Annotated in this window: 28 protein-coding genes; 14 read left to right on the top strand and 14 right to left on the bottom strand. The window is 49.7% G+C overall.

Annotated features, from left to right (window positions below):
- Positions 1-206: 206 nt before the first annotated feature.
- The 10 genes from ACJ2PR_RS13925 to ACJ2PR_RS13880 form a co-directional block, all read right to left on the bottom strand.
- Complete coding sequence (locus ACJ2PR_RS13925; protein WP_446861738.1) at positions 207-560, bottom strand: thioredoxin family protein; 354 nt, start codon at positions 558-560, stop codon at positions 207-209.
- 44 nt (positions 561-604) lie between these two features.
- Positions 605-1318: an NnrU family protein gene (locus tag ACJ2PR_RS13920; protein WP_446877439.1), complete on the bottom strand. Its 714-nt coding sequence runs from the start codon at positions 1316-1318 to the stop codon at positions 605-607.
- A 79-nt stretch (positions 1319-1397) separates the two neighbouring features.
- Positions 1398-3191 (bottom strand): serine/threonine-protein kinase, encoded by a 1794-nt coding sequence (locus ACJ2PR_RS13915; protein WP_446877438.1) that lies wholly within the window; start codon positions 3189-3191, stop codon positions 1398-1400.
- Between the two features lie 167 nt (positions 3192-3358).
- The gene (locus ACJ2PR_RS13910; protein WP_446868594.1) at positions 3359-4015 is read right to left on the bottom strand and encodes a V4R domain-containing protein; all 657 of its coding nucleotides are present in this window, start codon (positions 4013-4015) and stop codon (positions 3359-3361) included.
- Between the two features lie 144 nt (positions 4016-4159).
- Entirely contained in the window at positions 4160-4660 is a 501-nt protein-coding gene (locus tag ACJ2PR_RS13905; protein WP_446877437.1) for a hypothetical protein, read from the bottom strand.
- Positions 4661-4694: 34 nt separating this feature from the next.
- Positions 4695-4994, bottom strand: a complete 300-nt coding sequence (locus ACJ2PR_RS13900) for a hypothetical protein (protein ID WP_446868595.1) — start codon at positions 4992-4994, stop codon at positions 4695-4697.
- On the bottom strand, positions 4991-5671 hold the full coding sequence (locus ACJ2PR_RS13895) for a V4R domain-containing protein (protein ID WP_446861744.1): 681 nt from the start codon (positions 5669-5671) through the stop codon (positions 4991-4993). Before ACJ2PR_RS13895 ends, ACJ2PR_RS13900 begins: the two co-directional genes overlap by 4 nt.
- A 112-nt stretch (positions 5672-5783) precedes the next feature.
- Positions 5784-6296 (bottom strand): phycobilisome protein, encoded by a 513-nt coding sequence (locus ACJ2PR_RS13890; RefSeq protein ID WP_446877436.1) that lies wholly within the window; start codon positions 6294-6296, stop codon positions 5784-5786.
- Positions 6297-6477: 181 nt separating this feature from the next.
- Positions 6478-6963, bottom strand: coding sequence for a 2Fe-2S iron-sulfur cluster-binding protein (locus tag ACJ2PR_RS13885; protein ID WP_446868597.1), 486 nt, complete (start codon positions 6961-6963; stop codon positions 6478-6480).
- Positions 6964-7313: 350 nt separating this feature from the next.
- Positions 7314-8135 carry a hypothetical protein gene (locus ACJ2PR_RS13880; RefSeq protein ID WP_446877435.1) on the bottom strand — a complete coding sequence of 274 codons (822 nt, stop codon included), beginning with the start codon at positions 8133-8135 and terminating at the stop codon, positions 7314-7316.
- Between the two features lie 184 nt (positions 8136-8319).
- Between ACJ2PR_RS13880 and ACJ2PR_RS13875 the strand changes: the two genes are divergently transcribed.
- From ACJ2PR_RS13875 to ACJ2PR_RS13855, 5 genes are all read left to right on the top strand, one after another.
- Entirely contained in the window at positions 8320-9345 is a 1026-nt protein-coding gene (locus tag ACJ2PR_RS13875) for a LysR substrate-binding domain-containing protein (RefSeq protein WP_446861748.1), read from the top strand.
- Positions 9346-9414: 69 nt separating this feature from the next.
- A complete protein-coding gene (locus ACJ2PR_RS13870; protein WP_446877434.1) occupies positions 9415-10869 on the top strand; it encodes a protein kinase domain-containing protein in 1455 nt (484 codons plus the stop codon).
- Between the two features lie 130 nt (positions 10870-10999).
- Positions 11000-12385 carry an ABC transporter substrate-binding protein gene (locus tag ACJ2PR_RS13865; RefSeq protein WP_446877433.1) on the top strand — a complete coding sequence of 462 codons (1386 nt, stop codon included), beginning with the start codon at positions 11000-11002 and terminating at the stop codon, positions 12383-12385.
- Between the two features lie 29 nt (positions 12386-12414).
- Positions 12415-13842: an ABC transporter substrate-binding protein gene (locus tag ACJ2PR_RS13860; protein WP_446877432.1), complete on the top strand. Its 1428-nt coding sequence runs from the start codon at positions 12415-12417 to the stop codon at positions 13840-13842.
- 11 nt (positions 13843-13853) lie between these two features.
- Positions 13854-14975, top strand: a complete 1122-nt coding sequence (locus tag ACJ2PR_RS13855) for a PstS family phosphate ABC transporter substrate-binding protein (protein WP_446877431.1) — start codon at positions 13854-13856, stop codon at positions 14973-14975.
- Positions 14976-15018: 43 nt separating this feature from the next.
- Here the strand turns inward: ACJ2PR_RS13855 and ACJ2PR_RS13850 are convergent, their stop codons facing one another.
- Complete coding sequence (locus ACJ2PR_RS13850) at positions 15019-15444, bottom strand: acyl-CoA thioesterase (protein ID WP_446861753.1); 426 nt, start codon at positions 15442-15444, stop codon at positions 15019-15021.
- An 81-nt stretch (positions 15445-15525) separates the two neighbouring features.
- Here ACJ2PR_RS13850 and ACJ2PR_RS13845 point away from each other — a divergent pair, with 81 nt between their 5' ends.
- The gene (locus ACJ2PR_RS13845; RefSeq protein ID WP_446877430.1) at positions 15526-15900 is read left to right on the top strand and encodes a winged helix-turn-helix transcriptional regulator; all 375 of its coding nucleotides are present in this window, start codon (positions 15526-15528) and stop codon (positions 15898-15900) included.
- Between the two features lie 69 nt (positions 15901-15969).
- Here the strand turns inward: ACJ2PR_RS13845 and ACJ2PR_RS13840 are convergent, their stop codons facing one another.
- Positions 15970-17046 carry an LOG family protein gene (locus ACJ2PR_RS13840; protein WP_446861755.1) on the bottom strand — a complete coding sequence of 359 codons (1077 nt, stop codon included), beginning with the start codon at positions 17044-17046 and terminating at the stop codon, positions 15970-15972.
- Between the two features lie 101 nt (positions 17047-17147).
- Here ACJ2PR_RS13840 and ACJ2PR_RS13835 point away from each other — a divergent pair, with 101 nt between their 5' ends.
- The gene (locus ACJ2PR_RS13835; protein ID WP_446861756.1) at positions 17148-17312 is read left to right on the top strand and encodes a hypothetical protein; all 165 of its coding nucleotides are present in this window, start codon (positions 17148-17150) and stop codon (positions 17310-17312) included.
- Here ACJ2PR_RS13835 and trxA read toward each other — a convergent pair.
- On the bottom strand, positions 17309-17632 hold the full coding sequence (gene trxA, locus ACJ2PR_RS13830; RefSeq protein ID WP_446861757.1) for a thioredoxin: 324 nt from the start codon (positions 17630-17632) through the stop codon (positions 17309-17311). The two genes, ACJ2PR_RS13835 and trxA, sit on opposite strands and share 4 nt — an antisense overlap.
- A gap of 423 nt (positions 17633-18055) precedes the next feature.
- Positions 18056-19219 carry a GuaB3 family IMP dehydrogenase-related protein gene (locus ACJ2PR_RS13825; protein WP_446868616.1) on the bottom strand — a complete coding sequence of 388 codons (1164 nt, stop codon included), beginning with the start codon at positions 19217-19219 and terminating at the stop codon, positions 18056-18058.
- A 208-nt stretch (positions 19220-19427) separates the two neighbouring features.
- Between ACJ2PR_RS13825 and sufU the strand changes: the two genes are divergently transcribed.
- The 7 genes from sufU to ACJ2PR_RS13790 all read left to right on the top strand — a co-directional run bounded on the left by sufU (position 19428) and on the right by ACJ2PR_RS13790 (position 26552).
- Entirely contained in the window at positions 19428-19889 is a 462-nt protein-coding gene (sufU, locus tag ACJ2PR_RS13820; protein WP_446877429.1) for a Fe-S cluster assembly sulfur transfer protein SufU, read from the top strand.
- A 41-nt stretch (positions 19890-19930) separates the two neighbouring features.
- Complete coding sequence (locus ACJ2PR_RS13815) at positions 19931-20449, top strand: DUF2518 family protein (RefSeq protein ID WP_446861760.1); 519 nt, start codon at positions 19931-19933, stop codon at positions 20447-20449.
- Between the two features lie 69 nt (positions 20450-20518).
- The gene (locus ACJ2PR_RS13810; RefSeq protein ID WP_446877428.1) at positions 20519-21703 is read left to right on the top strand and encodes an iron-containing alcohol dehydrogenase; all 1185 of its coding nucleotides are present in this window, start codon (positions 20519-20521) and stop codon (positions 21701-21703) included.
- Positions 21704-21789: 86 nt separating this feature from the next.
- Entirely contained in the window at positions 21790-22992 is a 1203-nt protein-coding gene (locus ACJ2PR_RS13805; RefSeq protein ID WP_446861762.1) for an aspartate aminotransferase, read from the top strand.
- A 556-nt stretch (positions 22993-23548) separates the two neighbouring features.
- On the top strand, positions 23549-24514 hold the full coding sequence (locus tag ACJ2PR_RS13800) for an aminotransferase class IV (RefSeq protein WP_446868608.1): 966 nt from the start codon (positions 23549-23551) through the stop codon (positions 24512-24514).
- A gap of 505 nt (positions 24515-25019) precedes the next feature.
- Positions 25020-25238: a DUF4327 family protein gene (locus ACJ2PR_RS13795; protein WP_446861764.1), complete on the top strand. Its 219-nt coding sequence runs from the start codon at positions 25020-25022 to the stop codon at positions 25236-25238.
- A gap of 175 nt (positions 25239-25413) precedes the next feature.
- Positions 25414-26552 (top strand): IS630 family transposase gene (locus tag ACJ2PR_RS13790; RefSeq protein WP_446877427.1). Its coding sequence is split into 2 segments (ribosomal slippage): positions 25414-25849 and positions 25849-26552, totalling 1140 coding nucleotides; the frame shifts between segments, so codons are not numbered across the junction.
- Positions 26553-26598: the final 46 nt, after the last annotated feature.

Raw genomic sequence — 26598 nt, 5'->3', positions numbered from 1 at the left:
AACCGCGAGAATTACAGGTTGTTTAATTCACGATCCTTAGAGTCATGGGTTCAATACCTAGTGAATGAAGTTAGCTTCGCAGGTGCCTTCAACAGGGCTACCAACAAAGTTTTCTTCACGAATTGCAAGGATTTCCCAATCTGCGAATGTAGACCTTGTTCTTATCGACGCAGTTTGAACCGCCAGCCAGATTTAAGCTAATCGCACTACATCGCCCGTGGCATCTCGGCTCGTGCCGCCATAGACATTACTTTTAGCAACACAGTCTTAAGCTCCTCGCGATTGTGGAAGCTGTCAAACCGTTGCAACAACTCACCTTCTCGAAACAGTAAGACCGTTGGCAATGTTTTGATCCGATAGCCGCTGGACAATTTGAGATTTTCATCTGCATTGATGCCAACGATCTTGATCTGCTCATTCCAATCCGATCGCAGCTTATCCAACGAGGGTTCAATCAATCGACAAATGCCACACCACGGTGCCCAAAAATGGACAATAACGGGCATTGAAGATTCCAGCACTTCCTTCACAAACACCTGTTCGCTGATCGAAGACCGCATAGTTTCTTTTTATTATTGCTGTTTACTATTGCTTTGGGATCATCCTACCAGGGTACGCGGCTTGTTGCATCAACTAATATCGGATGGGCCCACCAAAGTAGTCCGATAAAAATGGAGACCCCCACGTAGGAAGGACGCAGAAACTCTTTCCACTCAAAGGTTTGACGCTTTTGCACGATAGCCGCAAACGGCATAATAGATGTCCGCTCCCTGACTTTCTCAAACGCCTCTCCATACCGGGCGCTGAGACGACGATCGCCATGCCACACGCCAAATAAATGATGCAAGATCAGCCCGATCGAGGTGACGATTGTAAAAGTCGTCCCCAACCATAGGGTGTGAGCAATACACCAGATCACCTGACCCACCATTTGCGGATGGCGCGTGACCCGAATGATGCCTGACTCAAACAGATGCACTTCAGGCTTTTGAATGGCCGCAATTTCAAGCAGATTGAATGTAGCCGGATAGAGAAAAAAGAACGAAATCGCAGAGAGAACCCAAACAAAACTCTGCACACCCGGAACGCCTTGAGCTTGCCAAAGCTGTAACCCATCGTAGCGGTGATTGTAAAAGTAAATGATTACAGGAACGGCGATCGAGAGACTAACGATCGCAAATAACACTCGATAAAACCTTGCTCCAATTCGCTTTTCGGCCCAGGGGCGCAGAGCCGCCAAACCGCTGTGAGCGATCGCAAACCCAGTTAACAGTCCAAAAATTATCCAATGGCTGGGAGTGAGCCAGTCAAACGTCATAACGCGAAAACGGCGAGGGGGAATCAGAATTTTCTCACTATCTACTAGCTTACAGGTCAGACCATCTTTTGTTGAGTCCCTAGTCTAGAAAGGCTTTGAGGTTGAGCGTGTGCAGTTTGCCTTGTCCTTGATGCCAGGTGGCGACCAGCAAGCCAGATTCACCAAAAGACGCGATCGCGCAAGGGTTCGTTAATCCTGTAATGCGGCTGAGTCCGTGTCCGCTGTGGTCGATTAATACAAGCTGTCCCTGTTCATCGATGAGACTGTAGCCCTCGGCGATCGCTGCCAAAAATTTCGGTTTGATTTTGAGAGGGATTCGCAGCAAACTCAACGGTTTGAGGTTAATTAACAACAGAGATTTGGGATGGTTGGGTTCGATGGCTGCCAGTTGGTAAGATGATCTCCCCAAAATGACGCGATCGAGGTGAACCGGAAGAGACACCTGACCGATCGTTTGACTACGACGATTAAAAAATTCTAGATGAGTCCCCGCCGAGACGCGAGAGATCGCAACCAAATGGCGAGAATCCAGAACAATCAGTTTGAAGAGATTTGCAGAGCAAGCGATCGGCGGCTGAGTCACTCTAAAGTCAGGGAGCCGCCCAATTTTGAGAGACTGAGCCTCCGATGACACCGCAATCCAGCGACCCTGGGCCTCAATATCTACCACCAACGGTTGCTCAGTTTGAATAAGTGGCTTAAGAGATGGGAGCAGGGTGATCGATCGCGCCGTCACCACAAAACAGCCCTGCGGACGAATCAGTAATTCTCGAATCGGTTCAATCAATTGGGTTAGTAGCCCTTCTTGACCTCGTTGACGACCAATCGACAGCAGCCCTTTGGGATAGTCTCGACCCCAGATCTGACTGCCCCTTTCTAGCTGAGTGACGGTCAACGCTCTCGACGATCGACTCAAATAGCGATCGTACCCCGAAATCGGAGAAGACTCGATCACAGCCAGACGCTCGATCGGATACCGCACAATCTCCTCCCGCAAACTTTGTAGAGGATGCGCCAACAAAACGCTCGTAGAAGCGAGGAGTGAAAAGTTGGGCGACCGTGGGTTAATTTTCAACTCTGGGCAACTTTGCAGCACCGATTTGAGCGCCAACAACATCTCAGCCGCCGAATGAAAGCGTCGTGCCTGAAGCTTTTGCAGTGACTTTAATAAAAGACTTTGCAACGGAGCAGGCACACAATCTGGAATCTGTACCGATTGATTGAGATGAGCCGACATCAACTCTGAAGGAACGCCAGAAAACGGTCGATGCCCCACCAACAACTCAAAGAGGAGAATCCCGATCGCATACAAATCAGTCGATCGAGAATATTGCCCATAAAATCGCTCTGGAGCCATATACGCAGGGGAACCCGTCAGACTGTTGCTGTTTTGTTCGAGTTCTTGGCTGAGACGAGCAATGCCAAAATCAGAAATCCGGGCAGACCAACCCATCGGTTGCAGACTGAGCAAAATATTTTCTGGCTTGATGTCACAGTGAATAACCCCATTGTTGTGGGCGTGGTCGAGTCCGGTCAGCACATCGGCTACCAGTTTGACACTCAAGGCGGGATGCAGACGATATTCCATGAGCGATCGCAGCGTCCCGCCTTCGCAATAATCCATGACCAGATAGCGGCGATCGTCTACATGCTCCAACGCTTGAAACGCCACAATATGCGGATGCTGCAAACTCGTGAGAAAGCGTAATTCTCTCAAAAATTGTCGAGTCGGAAAGCGCGATCGCTCCAACGCTTTGAGCGCAACAATCTGCCCAGTTTTGCGGTGAATAGCACAATAGACGCGACCAAACTGCCCCTGTCCAACCAATCCCAGGAGGCGATATTTCGATCGATTTAACTCTGGCTGTGACACACGATAGGGGGCGTTTTAAATCTGAGAGTTGGAGCGAAAATCAGAATATTTGACAGTACGAGACGCAACCGTACGAGATGCAAAACTCTAATCTCAAAGTCCTCAGAATGGGTTGGGGGGCAGAAGCGCCAAGCAGCAGCGAAGCGAAAGAACTTGATCTCTTCGAGTTACCCGCAGAGTTTGAGCAGAATAGCGTCGTGATCTAGATGACCTTCGACGAGCGCCTCGGCCGGTTCTACCCGGTTTTGGAGTCCGATGATAAAGCGATTGCAGTCTGCCTCCATTGACTCACAGCTTGTCTGCACACAGTACAATTCTCTCCCGGCAAGCTGACTAAAAAATGCAGCCAAAATCCCCGCTTCGAGAAAGCAGACGGGCAACCCAGTCGGAGGGGCTTGATTAGCAAAGGGCGAATTCCAGGTTTGAACGATCAAAAAGCCGCGATGGTGGTGCGTCTGATCTAAGTCCATTTTGCCCCAGCCATAGGTAATCCAGCATTGCTTGAGTGATTGCAAAAAGTCAGCCATCACCATGTCACTGAGCGGTGTCCCGTAGTAATCAGACAACTCTTCTCGAAAGCGATTGTAAAAGTTTTTGCCCCACCAGCGACCACAGTTAAACAACACCAGCTTAGAAGCCTGTCCCGTCTCTTTGGTCAGCCCAGAATAAATGGCTTGCAGCAGGGTTTGGGGCAGGGCCAGCAGACGATCGCCCCGACGACTTTCGAGCAGCCCCATTTCTAGATCGCCTCGGACGTAGACTTCATTGGCGTAATAATTGGCAGGAAGACGATCGGAGGTGAGGAGGTCGGCAACAGAAATCATGGGGGGTGAGGGAGGGAGGAGGGAGGAGGGAGGAAAGTAACTGTTCTGGTTGGTTCTAGTTAATGAAGTCCCCCAGAGTGAGCAGCTTGGGGGGGCAGAAGCGCAGAGCAACGAAGCAAAAGAACCTCATCGAATTCACGCTTTTTAGAACATACCCGCGATCGTGAGGAGATCTTCGTCTGGGTCAGATTGGATAAAGGCGCTTTGAACGAGGGTGAAGAAGGGTTCTAGAGCGGCCATTTGTTTGGGCGTGAGGGTGGTTTTGAGGGTTTGGAGGGTTAGTGAATAAACGGTGGTGTCGATCGCTTGGGTGCTGTGTAGCTGAACTGAATCGCTCAACCAATGGAGGAGACGCGATCGCACAAAATTTTCATCGGCCAACAACATGCCCATTGCACAATAGCGCAGTACTAGAATGCCATTTTTGAGACTGCGTTCTAAAACGTCTAGCTTGGTGTCGGGCAGCTTGAGTTGAAGTTGGTCTGCCACCTGCTGCATGATCGTCAATTCTTGGTCACGCAGGGCACGATAGGCGCTAATCCGTTCGGGGAGAGAAACGACGTATTTACCCAGGCTTCGCAGTTCCTCTGTTTTGAGGTAGCGACTTTCGGCTTCGTCAAACACAGTTTCGATCGGAGATTGCATAGCAAAAAATAAAATTCAACAACAGTTTTAGAACCTAGCCAAAGAGATCTGAAAAATCTGTCAGCGTGAATGTGCCGTCTGAGTCTGAGGCGATCGGCGCTTCGACAATAGGTAGAGGCGCTTTGTTGAAACTTGCCCCCTCCCAGTTAACCGCCGCAAAAAACTGACCCACACTTAGCGTAAGCTCCAAAGAAATATTTTCGTCGAGGAGTGACGCGAATTGGATATCTTGTACGGCGATCGAGTGGTCATCCCAATTGCAGGTTTTGAAGAATTCTTGAACGGAGGAGTCCAGCCAATTCTGACCCTGAGCGGGAAATGATCCAGCACTCATTGCAATTCTCCTGCCCGCAGCCGCTTTTCGATGTCTCGTGCGGTCGCTCCTTCGTTGAGCCAGAATGAGGCTGCATCAATGCGCTCTTGGCCGCCCAGCAGAAATTTACAGTAAGTCTCGCCCATCGAGTAACACTGAATCTCAATGCAACTGAGTTGTTTTTTCACCAATTCGGTAAAAAATCCAGCGTACAGTCCGGCATAAAGATAGCAGACAGGCTTGCCCACATCGCCCAGCGTTCTCGCCACAGCGGAATCAAAAACGTTGATGAACATAAAGCCTTGCTTGCGATCGCCCATATCGACTTCCCAGCGACCCCAGCCTTGAGAGGTAAACGGCCACCACCAGGTTTCGAGCAAAAACATCAGATTGGTCTGACGCATGTTGCGATCGTATTCTTTCTCAAACCACTTCTCAAAAAAGAACGCATCCTTCTGGCCCCACTCACAGCCGATCGTGTACATTGTCGCCGCCGAAGCGTCTCCGACTTCTTCTTCTAATCCCTCAACTAGACCGATGATAAAGTCCTCAGTCGTCAACACATTTTGGCTATCATTCCAGTCGATGATGTTGCCGCGATCGGGGTCAAATTGAAAAAAGTCTTTGAAACCGTAGTGGTTGTGGCGTTTGGGGTTCTTGAGTTTCGCGGGGTTTTGATTAAAAAGAGCAGTCGCCATCATCTTCTCCTGCAAAGTCTAGTGGGGGCGCAAATCACAGTCAAAAATGGCTGACATGACCGTGAAACGAGTGATTGGGTTGAGTATTCCCTTGGTGATTGAGAACTAACGGCTAGACGGTGCCCAGCATTCGACGGTTGACTTCTAAGATTGGCAAGAATACGTTGGCTTGAGCGGGGCTGAGGTGTTGTTTGACGACTTCCTGCATCACAGTGTAGGTGACATTGCAGCTTCGTTGAGCGCCAAAGGCTCGCATAATGGTTTGAAACCAAAACAAAAACCGTTCTCTCAGGGTCTCCGGGTCGTCTACCAGCATCGCAACTGCCGAATATCGCAACACGCGCAAAGTATCTCGCTTCCATTTAATCGTGATGTCATCATTGCCACTGCGAAAAAGAGCGGGGTCGATCGCCTGCATTTTGGCTTGCACCTGCTGCATAACTAGCGCCTCACAGCCTTGAAGTTTTTGGTAGGTTTGGACGCGCAACTCAAACGATCGCACATAATCCGTCAAAAAGCTCAATTCTTCGTCAGTGGCGTACCGGCCTTCTGCCTCCAAACTCAAGCGCTGCATCTGGCTCAACATGTGACTTTCTCTCCGAATTGGTGGTTTTGTACGCAGCATTCCCAGATTTGGAAGAGCGGTAACGAGAACGTGAGCGGTGAAGCCTGAAACCAAAGGTGAATTATAGACGATGTGAGCTTTCTGTTCAAATTTCCCATTATCAGGGGAGTTTAAGGAGGTTTCGGTCGGACTGATCTTCTAAATTTGACGAATGGTGCCATTCAGTTTTTGATTGCTCCTCTTAACCGCCAGATGAATTTGAGAAATAATTGGAGACGTTAAAGCTCGTGGTGTCCTGGATTTTTTTGAGCATCGATCGTGTGATCAGTTTTCCAGATTCGACCAAAACTTGTCCGGTCAGGGGGTGCAGCAGGTCTTGTTCGGCGCGGCGGCCAATCAGGTCTTCGATGTCTTTGATGGAGTTAATATACATGCCGGGGGGCAGTTCGACGACGACTCCATCTTTGAGAACACAGGCCTGACAAGCGAGGCGAGAGTTGGATTTGCAAGAGGTAATGACTTCTAGGGTGCGCTGTTCTCGACGGTTGACGGGCGAAAGAGACTCCATGCCTTCTCTGACATAGACGTGACAAGTCGCACACATACCGCGGCCGCCACACTCTCTCAAAACGTCTAAATTTTTATTGATCAACACTGAAAGCAGGTTGCCGTTGGTTTCGACAGAAGTTTGCTGGGCGATCGGTTCGAGTCTGACAATTTTGGCCATCGTAGGTTGGGTAGGTAGCGTGAGGAAATGTGAGTTCGTCAGTTCGATTGAGTTTGTCGCTTCGTTAAAAAGCGCTTCTGCCCTTCAAGTTGCCCATTCTGGGGGACTTTTAGCCCCTTTAGGAAGCAGATCGGATTGACAACCGTAGTGAGAGATTTCACCGAATTCACGTTAATTTAACGTCAGTTCGATAGGAGTTTTTCCGCTTCGTGATTCAGCTTTCTGCCCCCCAACCCCCCAATTTTGGGGGACTTTAAGCCAAGAATTTCAGTTCAAAGTCCCCCGAAATTGGGGGATTTAGGGGGCTGCCTGGATTTTTAACCGTAGTGAGAGATTTCATCGAATTCACGTTAATTTAACAGCAGAAGTTTTTGTTGAGCATCAAAAGCGTTTTGTTCGACGATCGCGCCAAAATTTCGCACAACCTGAGAACAGCGACGAATAAAGGCTGCCACCCAATCACGAATCCACTGGTGCTGCTGGTCGGTTACGGCGTCCGTCACTTCGCCCACAAAGGTCATATGAGCCGCTCGATCGATCTGAAATTTGCTCAACCATTCACTTTCAGGACGAGTCGTTTTTAAGTAATTGACAATTACAGCCGTTCCTAAAAACTGAGTTGTAAAGGTGTTGAGGTGATTAAATGCCGCTAGTAGATCGCGCAAAGTAATAATAGCTTGCTCTGTTACAGCGGTTTCGACACCCGCAGCCAGAGAAGAATGGGTCACGCGCCGATCGATAGCGAGTGAATTTTGGGTTGCTGCGATCGCGTGCAAAACGCTGATTGTCCCTTCAAAGTCTGACTCGATTGAGGCTTGCAGAGGAGCGATCGCCCTTGAATACGCTAAAAAATCTAAATCTCGACGCGCCAACACCAGCAAAACTCGTCCAGATTGCAGCTTATAAATGTAAGCTTGATACTCCAAAAACTTTAATTCAAAAGACTCAAACCCATCGGGGATCGTTTCAACAACCTGTAGGATACCTTGTGACAGGGCTTCTTTTTGCTGAAAGTTAATAGCCTGATCATTTCCATAAAAAAAAGATTGTGATCTCTGTGGGTTACCCGCAGGGGGTTGCTTTAAGTTGCTCGCAAAGGGCCGCCCATCCATTAGGGCAATTCCGGCAATTCCTGGTAAATTCAGAAAGTCCCAGATCACTTCCTGTTTCATAAATTCTTTAAGTTACGTTTCTGTACAATACATGCCACATCTTTCTTTTAGGGAGATTCTATGGATTGGTGATGTTTTTGGTCGTCTCTACATTGCCATCGGGGGTTTTTCACAGGTTGCTTTCTAAACTTCAATTTGAGTCAACTTTTATTTCAGGCTCCTTACACACTTCAGGTTTAGCCGTATGTCTGACCTTCCTTTTACTTTGGATCAGTTACGCATTCTTAAAGCGATCGCCAGCGAGGGGAGCTTTAAACGCGCGGCTGACAGCTTATATGTCTCTCAACCCGCCGTCAGTCTCCAGGTACAAAATCTAGAGCGCCAGTTGGATGTGCCTCTGTTCGATCGCGGGGGGCGACGAGCGCAACTCACCGAAGCTGGACATCTCTTACTTAACTACGGTGAAAAAATTCTCACCCTTTGTCAAGAAACCTGTCGGGCACTAGAAGATCTGCAAAATCTCCAGGGCGGTTCACTCATTATTGGAGCCAGTCAAACGACCGGGACTTATTTGCTACCGCGCATGATTGGGATGTTTCGCCAGCAGTATCCCGATGTGGCCGTCCAGCTTCATGTGCATTCGACTCGACGCACCTCCTGGAGCGTAGCCAACGGGCAGATTGATCTGGCGATCATTGGAGGCGAAATTTCTCCCGAACTGCAAGACACGTTAGAGATTATCCCTTACGCCGAAGACGAACTGGCCCTGATTTTGCCGACGTTGCATCCGCTGGCTCGCACAGAAGTCATTCAAAAAGACGACCTGTATCGCTTGCAGTTTATCGCGTTGGATTCACAGTCCACCATTCGCAAAGTCATCGATCAGGTGTTGGCTAGATGTGGCATCGAAACCCGCCGCCTCAAAATTGAAATGGAACTGAACTCGATCGAAGCCATCAAAAATGCCGTTCAGGCCGGATTGGGTGCGTCATTTGTGTCGATCTCAGCGATCGAGAAAGAGTTGCAAATGGGAATGCTGCACCGCGCCAAAATTGATGATGTCGTCGTCAAACGAATGCTGTCGGTGATCATCAACCCCAATCGCTATCGATCCAAGGCTGCCGAAGCGTTTTGTCGAGAAATTTTACCCAAATTTACCAACCAGCCTGTCGCCTTTGAGCGCAAACAAAGTCCTTATCCAGAACCGCAAAACCTGCGGGCAATGCTTCAGGCCTCCAATCAAAATCGCTTAACGCCCGATCTCGATTAATACTAAAAAATAGTGCCAGTTTCATCCCTGGTAAGCTAAGTTAGAATTGGATGCTTCCACACCGCAGTTATGCAGCTTCATTGCACACGCCCCGGCTGCTCAAGACCGATTAATTTCTTTAGCGATCTTGACGACTCCACCACGCTAAAGACCGTACAGCAAAAGTTTTGTACCCACTGCGGGATGCCCTTAATTCTTTTGGGTCGCTATCTGCCGACTAAGCTTTTGGGTCAAGGTGGGTTTGGGGCGGCGTTTTTGGCGCGCGATCGCTACACTCCGGGCCTGCGACAATGTGTGGTCAAGCAGTTTCAGCCATCGGGACAACTCTCACCCACTCAACTACAAACGGCGCAAGATTTGTTTGAGCGCGAAGCCGAAGTGCTAGAACAGCTTGGATCACAGCATCCTCAGATTCCCGATCTGTTTGCTTATTTTGAGTTGGCGGTTCCCAATCCCTACAAAGGCTCAGAAGACAAGTTTTTCTATCTCGTTCAAGAGTTTATCGACGGCAAGAATTTAGAAGAAGCGTTAGCTGAAAAGGGCAAATTCTCAGAAGCAGACGTGTTAGAGGTGCTGAGAGAAACGCTCAAGGTGCTGCAATTTGTCCATGAAAACGGCTCCATTCATCGCGACATCAAACCCTCCAACGTCATGCGCCACCGCAACGGACGGTTTTATCTCCTTGATTTTGGCGCTGTCAAGTTTGCCACCAAGGCCGCTGGAAGTAGCAAAGCTTCGACGGGCATCTACTCGCTAGGATTTGCCCCACCCGAACAAATTGCTGGAGACGAAGTTTATCCCTCGACCGATCTGTATGCCCTGGCAGTCACCTGCATCATGCTGCTCACGGGCAAGCAAACCAAAGAATTATTTGATGCCTATAAAAATGTTTGGAAGTGGCAAGTTTACGCCCAACCCAGTCCCCGTCTGGCCAGCGTGTTAAATAAGCTGTTATTGCCGCAGCCCAGTCAGCGTTATCAATCGGCCGCCGAAGTGCTGGAGGCTTTGACGGCACGATCGCACCCTGTTGTTCCCCCGGTGGCTCCGCAGCCCGTTCAGTCGCAGCCCGTTCAACCTGTGGTGACTCAGCAATCTGCTCCGCTGCCGATTCAGCCCGCCGTTCCGCCACTTCCGATCGCGCCCCCTCGATCGGTTCCCGGTTTCTCGACTTTGGAGCTTTTGGGCAACGCCGCATTCACTGGATTTGAGGGAGGATTGTTGGCGATCGCTCTCTTTAGCCTTCCCCTGTCTCCTGTGATTAATGCGGGTTTGTGGCTGGTGCTGTCGGGCATTCTCGTTCTAGCTCAGTCGCGACGAATTATTGAAAAAGTCGATCTGCTGATTTTGATTGCGATTACGCTGGCGGTACTTTTGATTTTCCCAGGGTTGTCTACGGCGCTTAAATTGTTGTCGTTAAATGGATTTGAGGGCGTGTTGATCTTGGCCGCCTTTGGGGGATTGGTGGCGATCGCCGTCACAGCCGTTTTTCGCCTGATTTATAAACTTTTGAGCAATATTCTTTAGACGTTGACGATTCAGTAAAGAGTCTTGAGGAATTTACGGATCTGCTACTGAAGCCATAGTCTATAAGTCGATTTGCATAAAAGCTCTCCTAGAGGAGAGATGTAAAAAGACGACTGGCGAGGTCTGCGACATGGCTAAACGAAACGAAACGACGCTGCTGGTTTTGGCACTTCTAATCACAGCAACCTTGTTGGGAGTAGGATTCTGGTTGTTTAGAGGACTGTTTTCTCCGCCAGGTCAGTCGCCCTCAGTCAGAAGCAACCTCCAATCAAAAGATCGCGTCAGTCTGGGTGACAAACTGTTGATTATTGCCAACGCAAGTCAGGCAAAACAAACTGGAATTGAGGCGTTTGCCAAAAAAGATTATGAGACAGCCGTGACTAAGCTCAAAGCGTCTCTCAAAGACAATCGTAATGATCCAGAAGCGCTGATTTACTTGAATAATGCTCAATTGCGGCTTGATCGAAAATCTCCGCTCAAAATTGCTGTCAGCGTCCCGATCGGCAGCAACCTTAACGTCTCTCAAGAAATTCTCAGAGGAGTCGCTCAAGCCCAAGATGAATTAAACCGACGGGCTGAGATCCCTTTAGAAGTGGCGATCGCCAACGACGACAACAATCCTGAAATCGCCAAACAGGTCGCCGCAGAATTCGTCCAGGATGCCAGCGTGTTAGCGGTCGTGGGACATAACTCTAGCGATGCGTCGATCGCGGCTGCCCCAATTTATGAACAGGGAAAGCTGACGATGATTACCTCGACTAGCTCGGCGGATGCCATTTCAGGAATCGGCAGCTATGTGTTTCGCGTGGTGCCCAGTAGTCGGCTGACGGCGGATGTGTTGTCCAGATATGTGCTGAAGACGGCCCGCAAAACCGCGATCGCCATCTGTCTCGACTCCAAATCACCCGATAGTCAATCCTTTGCAAACAACATGATTTCAGCGATGACGGCAGACGGGGGAAGGTTTGTCAATATTGGCTGTGATCTGGCGGCCCCTGACTTTAGAGCAGACGCAATCGTCTCCAAAGCAGTCAGCAGTGGGGCAGAAGCACTGTTGTTGGCTCCTCAAGTGGACAGACTCGATGCTGCTATCAATGTGGCCCGAACCAATCAAGGTCGGCTGCTATTAGTGGGCAATCAGACGATGTATACGATCAACACGCTCAAACTGGGACAGGCGGACGTAAATGGGTTGGTGTTGCCCGTTTCGTGGCATCCCGATGCAATTGCCAACAATCCTTTCACGGTCAGTGCCAATCAGTATTGGGGCGGGCGAGTCAACTGGCGAACAGCAATGTCTTATGACACGGTGTTGACGATCGTCGCAGGTTTAAAATCAAACAGCAGTCGAGACGGATTGCAAAAAGCGCTGTCAAGTCCAGATTTTTCGACAATGGGAGCAACCGGAAAAATTCAGTTTTTGCCATCGGGCGATCGCAGTGGTGCCCCAATTATGGTGCGGGTGCAGCCAGGCGCTCAGTCAGAAGGGTACGAGTTTGCACCGATTAAATTTTAAGTTTGATTGCTCTCTACTGGTTGAATGTGATGTCCCAAAAAAACGAAACGCCCGTTCTGATTCTTTCACTGTTGATTACGGCAGGTCTGCTGGGTGGCGGATTTTGGTGGTTTTCTCAACGGTTTAGCCCAAAAACGGACACGGGCACCGGGGAAACCATCGGACTCAGCAATGGGGCACCCACGATCGCCCTTTCAGACCGGATTAGTCAGGGTGAAAAGATTCTTTTAGAAGAGCGATCGGACAACCCCGCGTTTTCTCAAGCAAAAGAAGCGGGCACCGGGGCGATGAAAGCTCAACAGTACAGCCAAGCAGTGACCTTATTTGAATCGGCGCTGCAAAAATCTCGCAATGCCCCAGAGACGCTAATTTATCTCAACAATGCCCGCATCGCCAACAACAAAGCTTATACGATCGCGGTCGCCGTCCCGATCGGGACTGATTCCAATGGCGCAGCCGAAATTCTCAGAGGGGTAGCCCAGGCGCAAACCGAAATCAATCAAGCAGGCGGCGTGAAGGGGGTGCCGTTGAAAGTTGCGATCGCCAACGATGACAACAGTGCCAGCATCGCTCGACAAATCGCCAGTACCTTTGTGCAAGACCCTCAAATTCTCGGTGTGGTGGGGCACTATGCCAGCGATGTCACCTTGGCAGCAGGCAGCGTCTACAACGCAGGAGAACTCGTCAGCATCTCGCCCATTAGCAGTACCGTCAAGCTGTCTGGCTTTGGCAAGTATGTGTTTCGCACAGTGCCCAGCGATTATGTAGCCGCGAGAGCCTTGGCAGACTACGCCCTCAAAACGTTGCAGCAAAAGAACTTTGCCGTCTTTTTCAATTCTCAGAGCGACTACAGCATGTCTCTCAAGTCAGAGTTTGTCACCGCGGTCTCTCTGGGTGGGGGCACCGTGTCTGGTGAATATGATCTGTCCTCTGGGGATTTTGGCGCGTCTAGGGCGATCGACCAGTCTCTCAAACAGGGTGTCAAAGTGCTGATGTTAGCTGCCAACACCGGGACATTGAATAAAGCACTTCAGGTGGTTGACGCTGCCCAGCAACGGGTTAATCTTTTGGGAGGTGATGATGTGTATTCGCCCAAGATACTCCAGGCGGGAGGACAGCAAGCAACTGGGATGGTCGTTGCGGTGCCCTGGCATATTGACGGCAATCCGGGGTCGGCGTTTCCTGCCAAATCTCGGCAGCTTTGGGGAGGAGATGTGAGTTGGCGATCGGCGATCTCTTATGATGCCGTTCAAGCCTTTGCAGGCGCGCTAGAAAAAAGTCAGACGCGATCGGGCATTCAGGCGGCGTTGGTGGCTGCTGATTTTTCGGCGGTGGGGGCATCGGGCGCGGTGCGGTTTTTGCCATCAGGTGATCGCAATGCGGGCATTCAGTTAGTGAAAGTTTCTCCTGGTAATCGATCGGGTTCAGGGTTCGATTTTGTTCCTATCGCTCGTTGAGCAATGATTTTATGTCTCAAAAGAACGAAACTCCGGTATTAATTGCTTCACTATTGATTACAGCGGGTTTGTTGGGCGGTGGTTTTTGGTGGTTTACGCAGCGATCGGGTGTGGATGTCGGCAAGTTGACTCCGCAAGAATCGCCCAATCAGTCTCCCAATCCCCGACCCATGTACTACGACCTAGACCAAACACAAAAGTCTCAGCCCCGATCGCCCAATCAGTCTTTCAATCCTCCATCCGGACAAGCCGGAGCCGCTAATTTTTCTCAGATTCAGAACGTTCCGTCGGGGCTGTTTAGCTATGGAGGCAGTACGTCTTGGGCACCGATTCGCGGCTCGATCGATACCGCTATTCAATCCACACGACCTGAATTTCGCTTGCGCTATGTCGATCCGGTGGGCAGTCCGCCGAGTTCTGGATTGGGGATCAAAATGCTGTTAGATGGGCAGATTGCCTTTACGCAGTCCTCGCGTCCGGTTTTAGAAACGGAGTATCAGCAGGCCCAACAGCGCGGCTTTACGCTCAAACAGATTCCTGTGGCGATCGATGGCGTTGCGGTGGCTGTCAATCCTGGTTTGGCTGTGCAAAATTTGACCATCGATCAACTTAAATCAATTTACAGCGGCCGCGTCAAAAACTGGCAAGAACTAGGCGGCCCCAATCTAGCAGTCACTCCGTTTTCTCGATCGGCGACCTCTGGCGGCACTGTTGAGCTATTCATCGAAACCATTTTGGGCGGTCAGCCCCTTGCCAACGATGTGCAAATTGTCTCAACCACGACTCAAGCCCTTCAGCGATTGGCGGCGACACCGGGAGGCATCTATTTTGCATCCGCGCCCGAAGTGGTTCCACAATGCACGATCAAACCGTTGGCGATCGGACGGACTGCCGCTCAGTTTGTGGCTCCCTATCAGGGCAATTTTTTGGCGCAGTGTCCGGGCGGTCAGCGCAACCAAATCAATACGCAAGCGTTTCAAAACGGCAGCTACCCGATTACGCGCCATTTATTTGTCGTGATCAAGCAAAACGGTCAAGCCGAACAGCAGGCAGGGGAAGCCTACACCAATTTTCTACTGACTGACCAGGGACAAGAGGCGATCGCTAAAGCTGGATTTGTAAGAGTGCGATAAGTCGTTGATTTAGTCACGTTGACAAACCAAAATCTTGCGCTGTTTAGGCGACAAACTCCTGATACTTCTGCTTTAATCCTTGTGGCACGCGGATTGGTTTGTAGCTTTGCACATCAACAAAAATGCCAACTTGCTCACCGAGAGCAGCGACTTTATCATTGACGACGATCGCGGCATTAACCGTCCACCGTAAGGACTCCATCGTCTTGATCCACATTTTGCCGCTTGGAATGTCAAAGAGTTTGATGGGCTGCTTGTAGTCAATTTTTGTCTGCACAATAACAGGGACAACGCCACTCTTGAGTAGATTATCCAATGGAAAATGGTGGGCTAACATCTCCAGGCGCAAATCTTCTAACCAGCGAACGTAGGCGATGTTGCTCACAACACCTGCAAAGTCAATATCGTAGGTTCTAACCGATAAGTTGATCTCAACCTCAAACGGCTGCTTCTGGTTGGCTGTGTCCATCCTTACCTCTTAAGTTGCAAGTTAGAAGGCACTTTAGCAGGCATCGCTTGTAAAATGCAAGTAATCAACTTGCTCTAAGCCATGACCCAACCCAGACGCTCTACCTGCCCTGTCTCCTGTACGCTGGATCTGATTGGCGATCGCTGGACGCTATTAGTGATCCGAGACATGATGTTCTTTGGAAAGCAGCGATTTGAAGAGTTTTTGGACTCTCCTGAAGGCATCTCAACGAACATCTTGGCAAACCGCCTCAAGCTGCTCGAAGAATTAGGGTTAGCAGAAAAGCAGCCTTACGGTAACCATTCCCGCCGAATGAACTATCAACTGACCGAGAAGGGAAAAAGTTTGCGCCCTGTTTTAAAGGTAATAACGGCTTGGGGCTTAAAGCATCTCACCGACACACAGATTCCTCAGAATGACTTGTCAGAAAGCGATCGTTCTCCTCAAAGCAGCTAAGGGACTAGCGCGGAAATAAAGTACCCGCTGAACCTGGATTTCGTTAGGGGCGCAGCACATTCCATACTCCTACTTTCTTTCGGGATGGGCCGAGTCTTCGGGCGACAGTAGCGGCGTTCCCAATTGATTGATCGCGGCGATGAACTGATACAGCTTGCCCAGATCGCGCTGGTTAAAGTGAAGAATCAAACGCGGTAGCTCCAAAGTCTCATCTTCGCCTTCTTGAGGCAGCGCTCGACTTTTCTCAATTTTGCCCGACACGAGAATATCAGAGAAGCGATCGTTTAGCTTTTCGACCCGCTCATCAGGCAGTTCTGACTTGAGGCGCACCACTAGCTTTTCGCCCACATATCGACTGGAGTGGTAGACCTTATAAAAACTAGAAATCGCGTCACAAGCCACATCCAGGTCATCCGTAATCGTGTATAGACTCGGATCGTCAGCCCCAATCAAGCCGCGATTCATCAACTGTTTGTCAATATAGGTCGCCCAATCGTGCCAATAGTCGCCACCAGGCTTGTCAATTAATACCAATGGCACCGGGGCAGACTTGCCTGTTTGCGTCAGCGTCAGACATTCAAACGCCTCATCCTGCGTGCCAAACCCGCCTGGGAACAGCGCCAGCGCGTCACTCTCTCTGAGAAAGAACACCTTGCGCGTGAAAAAATACTTAAAGGGCACCAGTTTCGGATCGCCTTCGATAAAGGGATTTGCGCCCTGCTCAAACGGAAGCTGAATGTTTAGACCAAATGAATTCTCGGCCCCAGCCCCTTCATTGCCAGCCTGCATAATCCCGCCGCCTGCTCCCGTAATCACCATATAGCCCTGAGCCGTCACACAGCGGGCAAACTCACGAGCCATCTCGTATTCCTCAGTGTTTGACGAAATGCGAGCCGAGCCAAAAATTGCGATCTTGCGAACGTGACGATAGGGATAAAACGTACTGAAAGCCCGCTCCATATCTTGCAGCGAGGCATTGAGCATCTTCCAGTCGAGGCGATCGATCTCATCCCCAGCGATTCGTACAATGGTCGCAAACGCTTGAGCAATCAAGTCGCCATTCCGCAACTGGGGCAACTGAGTAAACAGATCATTCACCGTTGCTTGAAGAGACTCAATGGAATGAGAGGAGCGATCGGAAGCCATAAACACTACCTGCAAACCGGGTATTCTATTCTATCGGTATTCTGCAAATCGGTTGAGCTTCTCCATTGAAAAACGCCCCAAAACCCGAAAGCTGAGGCGCAGTGAGAGCAAAGTTACCTGATGACCAGAAGCGTCAATTCACCCGATCGCAGATGAGTTTTCTCAAATGCTCAATGCTTAAAGAAAATGACGGACAAGCGAGTAAAGTAACGATTTGTTTGACGAAACTTCGGACAGGGGCGACCTGGAGCGAATTAAGCGACTAGAGATGCTTTTCCAACGTATTTGACAGAGTGGTTTTGGGCACGGCACCCACCACCATATCAACCCGCTGTCCACCCTTAAAAATCATCAGCGTAGGGATGCTACGAATCCCATACTTGCTGGCAACACTGGGATTATCATCTGTATTCACTTTGACAACCTTAATTTTGCCTTCGTACTGCGCTGCGATTTCTTCGACAACGGGAGCCACCATCCGGCAGGGGCCGCACCAAGGGGCCCAAAAATCTACCAATACCGGAACCTCGCTCTCAAGCACTTCTTGATCAAACGTAGAATCTGTGACTTGTGCGGCTGCTGACATGCCTGAAAATCCTTGCCTAATATATCATTCGACGAAATTCTACCATAGCAATAACGGGGCTATTAGAATTCACGCCATACATAAATAGATACAATCCTGAAGATTGAGAAAGAGGGGTTAGGGTGCAGCGTATGGGGTAAAGCTGACCTCTATTGCAGTCTTAACCGTCGAGATTTCTCTAATTTCTTTTCTTTGACAACTCCCCCATCCCTTACTCCGTTTAAATAAGGAACCGCCCGAACCGAAGCTCAGGCGGAGTGTGGTGTGAGGAGTGAACGGAAACATGCGTCTCCGCTTTCTCTATTCTAGACGACGGATTCGGAATTACCAGTCACTCCAGCCAAGACTGAAAAAACTCTTAAGAATTCGTTTAGAACTTGGCAAAGAAGCTTGAACTTTCAGCGTCGAATTGACACTCATCCTCTACTTCCCCATCCCCAACTGTTGCGCTTTTTGATACACCTTGCCTTCGGTGAGTAGTGAGGGGGCAATGATCACTTCTACCTGCTGCATTTCCTTGAGGTCTTTTGCGCCAAGAGTGCCCATGCTGGTTTGGAGTGCGCCCAAAAAGTTGTGGGTGCCGTCGTCAAGTTGAGCCGGGCCACGCAAAATCTGTTCTAGCGTGCCTGTGGTGCCGACTCGAATCCGAGTGCCTCTAGGCAAAACAGGGCTTGGTGTGGCCATTCCCCAGTGAAATCCGCGACCAGGCGCTTCTTTGGCTCTCGCAAACGGGGAACCAATCATCACACCATCGGCTCCACAGGCGATACATTTACAAATATCTCCCCCCGTGATCAAGCCGCCATCGGCAATGACTGGCACATAGTTTCCAGTTTCGCGGAAGTAGTCATCACGAGCGGCCGCACAGTCTGCGATCGCCGTTGCCTGCGGGACACCCACCCCCAAAACGCCTCGCGAGGTACAGGCCGCACCGGGGCCAATTCCGACCAAAACGCCAGCCGCACCTGCTTTGAGCAAATTCATCGTCACTTCGTAGGTGACACAGTTGCCCAGAATGACTGGAATCGGCATTTCTAGACAGAATTTTGCCAGATCGAGGGGAGCGATCGCTTCAGGAGACAAATGGTTCGTTGAGACAACCGTTGCTTGAATGAAGAACAAATCGGCTCCTGCTTTAGCGACGACCTGCCCAAACTGAGCCGCGCCCGCCGGGGTCGCACTAACGGCCGCAATGCCACCGCGCTCTTTGATTTCTCGGACGCGCTGTTCGATCAGTTCAGGTTTGATCGGTTGGGCGTAGAGTCGCTGCATCAGGGTGACAAATTCGTCTTTGCTGACTGATGCAATTTCGTCCAAAATCGGGTTGGGGTCTTCGTAGCGCGTCTGTACCCCTTCTAAATTGAGAACGCCTAATGCTCCCAGATTTGACAATAAGACGGCCATTTCTACATCGACGACTCCATCCATCGCGCTGGCAATGATCGGAATTTCGCGATCGATGCCGCCAATTTTCCACCGAGTATCGGCCAACTTTGGATCGAGGGTTCGTTGTCCTGGAGCCAGCGCAATTTCGTCAATTCCGTATGCTCGACGAGCAGTTTTGCCCCTGCCAATTTGAATATCCACGCTCTCTTCCCCAAGACTATTTCGATAGAGTACCAAATTTAGATAGCGATCGGGTTTAAGAGAATCCAAACTAACTCCAGACTCTGGACTTTGGACTTCGGTCTAAATGTCTCTGGTCGAATGTCTCTTTCTTGCGCGATTTATGACAGAACAGCTCAAAAACTTCTAGAGTGAAGAAAGATGAAACATCCATTTACAAATCCAAGCCATGACTTTGGGGAACCTGCGCGACCTTTATCAACAGGTCATTCTTGAACGCTACAAGAAGCCAAAACACAAAGGGGTGACGAATCCGGTTCACCGTCAACAGCGGGGACACAACCCTTCTTGTGGAGATACGATCGAGCTAACCGTACAGCTTAATGAGACGGGCGATCGCATTGAGGATGTGAAATTTGAAGGAGAAGGCTGCGCGATCGCAATGGCATCGGCGGATCTAATGGCGGAGGCTCTGCGCGGTAAAGCGACTGACGAAGCGTTAGAAATGGTGCAGCGCTTTCAAAATATGATGTTGGGCAAAGCCGAATTTTCGACGGAGCAGCGCAAGCTCAATGTTATGCAGGGCGTTTCTCAGTTTCCTGTCAGAATCAAATGTGCAACGCTGACCTGGCATACGATGAAAGCTGCCCTCGAAGCTTCAAACGCGCCTGTCGCTGTCAGCAACGAATAGCCTCAAATTCAAGCTTAATTTAACCCTCAAAACGCCTTGCCATGTTTGAAACTCAACAACTGATTACCGGAACCCAATGGGCAGGAATTTTGACGATCGCGCTGGCGGTCTTGACTGTGATGGCCTTTTTGTTCAAATGGGGAATTCGCTTTCGATTGGTGGGGATTACTGGATTTATGGGGGTCTTGACGGCGGGAATTTTTGGGCTAAGTTTGGGTCTCCATGCGCGTCCGTCGATTCCGGGTGCGGTGCATTATTCTCGAATTTATGACCAGTCGGCTGATGTTGTGGTGATTGCTGTGCCGCCGACGGTTACGGAGCCGCAGTTAGAAGCCACCCTGCGTCAAGCTTCCGCCGATTTGTATTCTCCAGGTCGCTTGTCTCAAGGAGCCGATCGCCTGCTGATTCGAGCGCGGACGATTTTGCATCCCAGAGAAGGTTTATCTCAGCCGTTGTTTATCGGAGAAATTCAGCGATCGCTGTCCGTTCGAGACGATGATCAGGCAACCATTAAGATCTACCGCGAAAACCTGGCTCAACTCCCGCAGGCAAAAGCTTGAAACTCTAATCCTTAGCCCTTCCAAAAATCTCAACCATAAACCGTTGTCTTTGTGATCCGTTAAGCTCAAATGTCCACTCAAACTGATTCTTTGATTTCGCTGGCGATCGCTCCTGCTCAAGTCGTTCGAGGGGTAAGAGCGTTGGAGCAGATGGGTAAAACGATCGCTCGATTGGGATCTCGTCCGCTATTGGTAGGAGGCGATCGTACGTTAGAAGTGATCCAGCCTCGTCTCAATTCTGTTTTGGAGGCGCAAAAGCTGTCGATCGCTCAAGCTTCTTATGGCGCAGATTGCAGCGAAAAAGCGCTTCTGTCTCTCAAACAGGCGACCATTGATCATCAAGCTGATTTGATTATTGGAATTGGCGGCGGTAAAGCGTTGGATGCCGCTAAACTTCTAGCCTTTCAAGGTGAATTGCCGATCGTCACGATTCCAACTTCCGGGGCTACCTGTGCCGCCTGGACTGCCCTCTCCAACATTTACTCAGAACAAGGGGCGTTTTTGTATGACGTGAGTTTGTCAAAATGTCCTGACTTACTGATTCTAGATTATGACCTGATCGCCACTGCACCCCAAAGAACGCTGGTTGCCGGGATTGGAGACGCGATCGCCAAATGGTATGAGGCTTCGGTCAGTAGCGGTCACTCTGAAAAAACCTTTCTGATTGCTGCCGTCCAACAGGCGCGAGTGCTGCGAGATATCTTGTTTCAAAAGTCAGCGATCGCTCTCCAACAACCCGGTAGCGAACCGTGGCGCGAAGTCGTCGATGCCTCCGTTTTGATGGCGGGCGTAATCGGGGGAATCGGCGGCGCACAATGTCGAACCGTCGCGGCTCATGCCGTTCACAATGGCTTAACGCACCTGCTCGAAAGTCATGGAACCCTACACGGTGAAAAGGTTGCGTTTGGGATTTTGGTACAGCTTCGTCTCGAAGAAATGATCCAGGGCAACCAGTTAGCCGCCACAGCCCGCCAGCAGTTGTTGAAGTTTTACCGTGAAATTGGACTGCCACAAACGTTGACAGAGTTGGGACTAGAAAGCGTAACGATCGTCGCCCTTCAAAAATCCGCCGAGATCGCTTGCGCCGAGACTTCTGACATTCATCGTCTACCCTTTAGCGTGACTCCAGCCCAACTGATGGCCGCAATGGTTTCAACAACAGCGCCTTGTGGAAGAGGTGAGGAGAGAGGGGTGAGGAGTGAGGAGAAAAGTGTGAGCCGTGAGGATGGTCGATCGGGATCTATTCCAGGTTAAAATACCTAACTCAGACAGGCAGTTTGGGTAAGTTACCCCTTTCGTTAACTCCTCACTCCTCACTCCTCACTCCTCACCCATTGATCATGAGCCTAAATTGGATTACCCCCGCCGATCGTCTGCGATCTTTGCCTCCCTACGTGTTTGCGCGGCTGGATGAATTGAAAGCAAATGCACGAGCGCAAGGGGTTGATTTAATTGATTTGGGAATGGGCAATCCTGATGGGGCGACTCCGGCTCCGATCGTTGAGGCGGCCAGCGCGGCCCTTCAGGATGCCAAAAATCACGGCTATCCTCCCTTTGAAGGCACTGCCAGCTTTAGAAAAGCGATTACAGATTGGTATCGTCGTCGCTATGCAGTGGATCTCGATCCTGACGGTGAAGCGTTGCCCCTCTTAGGTTCCAAGGAAGGACTCACTCACCTGGCGCTGGCTTATATTAATCCAGGCGATGTCGTTTTGGTGCCGAGTCCGTCTTATCCGCCCCATTTTCGCGGGCCGCTGATCGCAGGTGGAGAAATTTATCCGTTGATTCTCAAGGCGGAGCAGGATTGGTTGATTGACTTGGCGGCGATTCCCGATCGCATTGCCGAACGTGCCAAGATCCTTTACTTCAACTATCCCAGCAATCCCACAACGGCTACCGCCCCGCGTGAATTTTTTGAGGAAGTTGTCGCCTTTGCCCGTCGCTATCAGATTTTGCTCGTCCACGATCAGGCTTATGCAGAATTAGCCTTTGACGGCTATCAGCCCACCAGCTTGCTTGAGATTCCGGGGGGCAAAGAAATTGGCGTTGAGTTTCATACGCTGTCCAAAACCTACAATATGGCAGGCTGGCGCGTCGGATTTGTCGTCGGCAATCGGCATGTGATTCAAGGCTTACGCACGCTCAAAACCAATCTGGATTACGGAATTTTTGCCGCGCTGCAAACTGCCGCAGAAACGGCCCTTCAGCTTCCAGACAAGTACCTGGTTGAAGTGCAAGATCGCTACCGCACTCGACGAGACTTCTTGATCAAAGGTCTGGCAGACTTGGGCTGGTCGATTCCTACCCCCAAAGCCACGATGTATTTGTGGATTCCCTGTCCTCCGGGTACGGGTTCGACTGATTTTGCGCTGTCTGTGTTGCAGAAAACGGGTGTAGTCGTGACTCCTGGAAACGCCTTTGGAGCGGGAGGCGAAGGCTATGTGCGGATTAGCTTGATTGCGGACTGCGATCGTCTTGGTGAGGCCCTCGATCGCTTCAGACAATCCAATATTCGGTTTGATATGCCGACGATCGCAGTTTAGCGACGCTTTGAATAGAGACTTGAGAAGTTGTAAAAGCTGATTAGAGCAAGAGAATGGAAATTTGAGCGTTCATTCTTGCCTGATTGAGTACATTTTTGTTTGAGTAAACATCGTTATTAATCTATGACGTTTTTAGACAGATATGAATGGATGAACAGTTAAAAAAACGATTGAGTAAGCCATATTTTGCAAGCAGTTCATCCAATTTAGAAGTTGCTTTTTCTGTCTAATTCAACTTGTGAGAAATAATAAATTTATAATTTTAGGTTTTCCTTAAGAATTCCATAAAGTTCTCAACTTTAGTCATCAGTAATTATTCTGGCGTAACTATGATACGGAGTAATTAACTAACTCCCCCTCTGCGGAGAAACTCGGAGGATTTTTTGGAGTGCTTAACCTCTAGACCCAACCAGACGACTTGACCCCTTTCAGAGTTGCCAGTCCAGCGAATGTCTCAAAAGCCCCCCTTTTGTTTGAGCAGTGTCCCAGGACGATCTCTTTTCAGCTTTACAATCCGGTTCACTCATCTCCTGTTTACCTGAAGGAATCAGACCCTATGACCTTATCAACAAAGCTACAGAAACCCAAATATGTCTACTTTGGCGGGAAAGTCTGTCTGTGGGAAGAGGCTGTTTTTCACATTTCAAGCGAGGCCGTCTTGCGGGGGCTAAATGTTTTTGAAGGTCTAAAAGGCTATTGGCAACCTGACGGCAGCTTTGGCATTGTAGCGATGAGACGACACTACGATCGCTTGCTGCGTTCTGCCAAGATCATGTACATGCCTTTTGAAATGAGCTACGAAGAATTTGAACAGGCCACTCACGAACTGGTAAAACAACTCTACAAACACGACAAAAATATGTGGGTACGCGCCACACTCTATGGAGACGAAGGCCACTGGGGCGAAGACAGCACGACTAATCTAGTGTTGACGGCCTACCACACCCCAAAAGAGCGCCCGGCCCCAATGGATGTTGGCATTAGCCCCTGGCAACGAGCCACCGATCTCGCCCTTCCCTGTCGAGTCAAAACCAGCACAAATTATCAAGTAGCGCGATTTGTGAAGATTGAAGGACGCGATCGCGGCTATTCTGACATGATCTTGCTCAATCAGGCGGGGCGAGTCGCTGAAGGCATTTCTTCTTGTGTAATCATTGTGCGCGATGGCAAAGTGTTTACGCCACCCGCCTGGGAAGGTGCCTTAGAAAGTATCAGCATCGATATTGTAGAAGCGTTGTGCAACTCAATGGGGATTCCGTTTGAGCGGCGACCGATCGATCGCACTGAGTTGATCATTGCAGACGAGATGGCGTTGGTGGGGACTTTGGCTGAAATTACGCCGATCCGATCGGTCGATGGCCGAGCCTTTGGAGAGATGCCGATTGTGAATGCGATCGCAGAACGCTATCTAGCCGCCGCATCAGGCGTTGATCCACATTCAGCCATTGATTTCTCGATCATTCCGGCTGAGTCGTCAGTGTTACAAATGAATCCAGAACACAAATTAGTAGGGGTTGCCTAGACTCAATTTAAATTTCCTAAATCATTCCCTGAACTTACAAGCGGCTGTCAGTAGATGATGGTCGTTTTTTTATCTTAGTCAGTTGAGTTGCTGAGTATTGTAATTTAGATTCACGATACGATCGCTCAAGCTATTCACCCTACTATCTCAGCCACGAAAAAAAGTCTGACTCACCTTTGACCCACAGCGCTACCCTTAACGATTGCAGAGCCATTAGCAGACTTAGACAAAAAAGCTTAGAAGTACGCTATGTGACTGAGTAAATAAAATCCTTCTTCCTGTAGATGCTAGACTATCCGTGATTTTTCACGATTATTACAGATAGATTCATCAACGGATCTAAAGGTGCGGATCAAAAAAATTACTTGCCACAAAGCTCACCAAATACGCTAACATTAGAAGCTGAAAAGCCGCTTTCTGATTAAGCAACTACCTACGCATTGCTCAGGAACTTTTAGAAGGCTGACTTAGATTTTTACACAACCTAATCATGATCAAAGACGGTATGACTCAACAAGTAGCTCACCCGATGGTTAAGCTGCAACGCCAAGTGCGATCGCTCGTCGATTCAAAACTGCTCAAACCCAGCGACAGCCTGTGGAAGATTGCCCTGCTCTATGGAGACGAATGGGCCTATTGGAAACAAGAACTCCAGGCGTTTGACTTCACCATGCAAGACCCTGTTAGTGACCTGTTATCAGTTGATAGCTGGGAAGAAGATTAGTAGACCTCAGCATGAGTTTTGTAACAACTCTGTGCGAAGAATAAAAGAGTAAGCCTACTTTCGCCAAATACTCCAAAAAGTTACGACAAAAAGTTGAGTTCTAGTAGACTGTCAGCTTTGATTTGAGGGGTAATTTGGTTGATAATTTGAGCAGGTGCCCCTTCAACCAAAAATCATGGCAAAAAAGAAATATATCGTCTCTCTGACACCTGAAGAGCGAGAAGCGTTGGAGCAATCTACCAGCACTGGCAAAGCCCCTGCTTACAAAATGAACCATGCCCGGATTTTGCTCAAAGCCGACACGAATCAGGCGGGCGGTGGTTGGACGGATGAGACCATTAGCCAAGCCTTAGACCTTAGTGTTGCCACCATTGAGCGGGTGCGGCAGCGGTTTGTCGAAACCAACTTAGAGACAGCTCTCAGTCGGCAAGTGCAGCAACAACGCAAGCCTCGACGCTTAGATGGAGAGCAAGAAGCTCATCTGATTGCCATTACCTGTGGTGAAGTCCCTGAAGGACAGGCGCGTTGGAGCCTGCGTCTGTTAGCAGACCGGATGGTGGAATTGGAGTATGTCGAGAGTGTATCCCATGAGACCGTGCGTCAAACGCTGAAAAAAACGACCTCAAGCCCTGGTTGCGAGAATGCTGGGTGATTCCCCCCGAAGCGAATGCAACGTTTGTCTATTACATGGAGGATGTGTTGAGCGTGTACACCCGTCCCTACGACCCTCGTTACCCTGTGGTCTGTTTTGACGAAACGAGCAAACAGTTGGTCAAAGAAACACAAGTCCCTCTGCCGATTGAAGCGGGTCACCCGCCTCGATATGACTGCGAATATGAGCGCAACGGGGTTCGCAATCTATTTATGTTTGTCGAACCTTTAGCGGGTTGGAGACATGTGGAAGTCACCGAGCGCCGCACCAAGCAAGATTATGTTCAGCCAATGAAATACTTGGTCGATGAGCGTTACCCGGATGCGGAGTGGGTCACAGTTGTTCAAGATCAGCTCAACACTCATGACCCCTCAGCTTTGTATGCCAGCTTTGAACCCCAAGAAGCCAAACGTATTCTTGACAAATTGGAATTTCACTACACGCCTGTTCATGGTAGTTGGCTCAATATGGCAGAAACTGAACTCAGTGTTTTAGCCCGCCAATGTCTCGACCGTCGCATTCCCGACCAACCTGCATTGCAACGAGAAACACTGGCTTGGGAACAGCGCAGAAATACGCAATTGCGAACGATAGATTGGCGGTTTACCACTGAAGATGCACGGGTTAAACTCAAACGGCTTTACCCCTCATTTCAACCTTGACAGTCCACTAGGTTTGAGTCAATAAAACGGATCGATCAAAACTAGA

This window comes from Phormidesmis sp. 146-33, assembly GCF_052939515.1.
The sequence above is the reverse complement of the archived record's forward strand: the minus strand, read 5'-3'. Positions and strand labels throughout refer to the sequence as shown.